General features: G+C 28.8%; 1 protein-coding gene. It reads left to right on the top strand.

The genetic code is table 11. From position 1 onward, the window contains the following. Positions 1-591, top strand: a 591-nt coding sequence (locus tag K5Q92_RS23745) for a hypothetical protein (RefSeq protein WP_220771248.1), incomplete at its 5' end; no start/stop codon positions are given. Positions 592-1,013 lie beyond the last annotated feature (422 nt).

The raw sequence follows: 1,013 nt of genomic DNA on the forward strand, positions 1-1,013 counted from the left end.
GAATATGCTTTTGAAATAAAAGCATACGAAACAAATGGTTTTTTAAATTTATTTAACAAATCAAACTTTGCTTCGGGTTTATCGAATGAAAATAAAAGTTCTATAGAAATTATAAAACAACTTTTAGTGCAGAAAACAATCGAAAACATGAGTAAAGAATATTTTATTACCGTTAAGACAGAAAGTCTTAAAAACAGAGAGTTTGTCGAACAAATAATTGATTTGCAACGCCTTTCCACTTGCAAAGGTTTTAATATCACCCTTCAATTATCAAGTTTACCCCAAATATCAGATAAGGTGATATACAGTTCATTTATGATTATGCTTTTAGAAGGTGTGAACTTTGGGGTAAGGGTTTCTACTTTTGACTCATTTAAGTTAATGCCATATGAAGAACTGAAATATCTATCGATATCTAGCTCGCAGTTGCTTTATGAACTTAACAATGGATTAAATGAACTTTCAGATAAGATATATACTATAAAGGATTTAGGTAGCAAAATCATGGCTATTGATGTTAGTTCTGATTTTCAGAATCTATTTTGCAATATGTTACCTATAGATTTAATTAAAGGGCCTCTCTTTGATTAATAGAAACCATTCGCCTATAGATATCATTGCTCCAGTACCTGTCCCCCTTAGCAATATATTTAATAAGGTTTAAATTAGCTTTACTAAAGGTTTATCGCTTACAAAATATAGTGATATTATCTCCGATAAACAGCATGCAAAAAGTTAAGTGTTATCAATGATGTTCATTGAAAAATCGTGGCAAAAATAAATAAAATCGGCAGTTTGAGACATAAAAATCAAAATGACAACTTCTATTATTGATAATTTAAAAGGTAATTATTTTTCTTTTCTTGACTTTTTAGGGCAATTTCTTTTCGTAGAAAAGAAGTGATGAAAACCTCGTTCTCCTGCATAACTTATAAATAAAAACAATTGTTATCTAGCTAATTCTGTTAGCCTGAAAAAGAGTAAAGTAATAGCGAATATATTTTGAAAAAAAG

The organism is Shewanella sp. MBTL60-007 (assembly GCF_019654915.1).
GTDB lineage: Bacteria > Pseudomonadota > Gammaproteobacteria > Enterobacterales > Shewanellaceae > Shewanella.